Genomic DNA, 2,061 nt, shown 5'->3' with positions numbered 1-2,061 from the left:
CACTAAACAGATACGCTTATGTTCTGAACAATCCTATTATTTATAATGATAGAAGTGGAAATATACCGGTATTGGCTGTTGTAGGTCTTGCAGCAGTAGGTGTAGGAGCATTAATAGGAGGAGTAGCAGCTGGCTATAATTCCTATAAGGAAACGGGGCATGTTAGCGGTAAAAAAGTTTTAAAAGGAGCTGCTATAGGAGGAGCGATAGGTGGAGGAGCAGTCTTAGGAGCAGCAGCACCAAAGGTTTTATCAGCAGTTACCGTTGGATTATACACATATGGCCCACAATTAAATAATTTTATTAATAATTATGGCGATGATGTTTTTGACTTTGTGGTAGATATTGTAAGCTTTGATGGAGATTATAAACGACTTGGTAAAAATATGGCATATAGTTTTGCTTTTGGAATGGCTACAAAGGGAACTTACAAGAAAAATTCTAAAGCAAAGCTGAAACCAAAATCAATGCCTAAATATTGCAGTGTGGAGAATATTGAAGTGCAGAAGAGTAATTATAACTCTGGGGTAATAGAGCTACCTAGTAAAAAAGGAAGCATTAAACCAGAGGATAATATTAATGCACTTAAGAATAGTAGAACGAGTCAGAAGGGGTTAACTAAGGGAGAGGGTAATGCTAAAACAAGATTGCCAAGGACAGAAGGAAACTGGCAAGGTGAACCGGGAAATGGAAAATGGTTTTCTGATAAATCTGAAGTAAATAATATAACAGGTGGTAATCCTGTTGAATTTACAAATGGAAGGCCTAATTTTACACCTTGGTTAAAGGGTTCTCTCAAGTTTAAAGAAGGACAACTAAATGGAACTCAAGCAGACTTTGATTTGGTATATGGGAAAATTAAGGATATAAGGGGACTCAACTCTAAAAATCAAGCAAAAGAGTGGTTAAGCCAAAAAGGGCTTACACCTCATCATAAAAGCAATACAGAGATTGAGTTAATTCCAACTGACTTACATAAGAACGTGCCTCATATAGGTTCAGCATCTGATTTAAGAGGAGGAAATTAAATGTTAGAAAATAATTACGCAAAAATTGAAAGAAAACTAAAAGAAATCTTAGATAATACGTTAAATACAGAAAAAAAGGAACACTCAGAAGATGAGATTATTAAAATTGAGAAGAAATATAATATTACTCTACCGGTAGAATATAAGTTATTCGTTTTGAAGTATGGGAATTCTTACACAAAAGATAATATTTACTATACTGCTATTGAAAAATCACCTTGGACCCCAGAAGATGGTTTTGACTCATTAGGATTTTTCTATGGTCTTGAAAATGATAGAAAAGATTTAAGAAAAATGATAGAAGCATATTTAGGTAGAATACCAGATAATTTAATTCCAATTGCTGATTGTGATGGTGGGAATGAACTTTGTATAGGAGTGATGGGGCATTCAAAAGGGAAAGTTTACTTTTGGAATCATGAAAATCAGAATATACTAAAGAAAGGGCATATAAAAAATCTGTACCTTGTTGCAGAGTCTTTTACTGATTTTATTATGAGCTTTGAAGTACATGAGAGAATTTCGAAAATTGATTTAGACGATGTAGAAATTTGGCTAGATGATGATTTATTAAATGACTAATATAGTAAGGTAGTATAAGAGTTCTTATGTTTGTGATAATGAAAAACTCAATTCATAATTTCAATAATGCAGCGAACCCTAACTAAAAGAGAAACCAAATATATATTATAATTGTGATAAGAGTCAATGTTTCTAATGAAGAAGCATTGGCTCTTTTTCATGTAAAGAAGTTGGAAGAAGAAAAGATAGCAAGCCAAACAATTAAAAGTCTATATTGATGACAATGATGCTTTTATAATACTACATAAAGACAAATAAATTGTGTTATAAAGACATCTTAAAGAACTAACATATATGTACGAAATACCTATTAAGATAAATCTTAATGGCTAGTATTTGCACATATGAGATAATAAATTATGTAAATGATGTTTCTCTGGAAAATGCTCAGGTATTAATGACCTCAGATAAAAACGGAAACTACAGTCAGGCTTATACCTACGGATTAGAC

General features: G+C 32.6%; 2 protein-coding genes. Both read left to right on the top strand.

The window, feature by feature from the left end; genetic code table 11:
• A partial coding sequence (locus TA89_RS17800) for an HNH endonuclease (RefSeq protein WP_187119312.1) occupies positions 1 to 1,028 on the top strand: 1,028 nt, incomplete at its 5' end.
• Positions 1,029 to 1,610, top strand: a complete 582-nt coding sequence (locus TA89_RS13850) for an SMI1/KNR4 family protein (protein WP_040214222.1) — start codon at positions 1,029 to 1,031, stop codon at positions 1,608 to 1,610.
• Positions 1,611 to 2,061 lie beyond the last annotated feature (451 nt).

The organism is Clostridium polynesiense (genome assembly GCF_000820705.1).
GTDB lineage: Bacteria > Bacillota > Clostridia > Clostridiales > Clostridiaceae > Clostridium_AA > Clostridium_AA polynesiense.
Note: the sequence above shows the minus strand (reverse complement) of the source record. Positions and strands in the feature narration are given on the sequence as shown.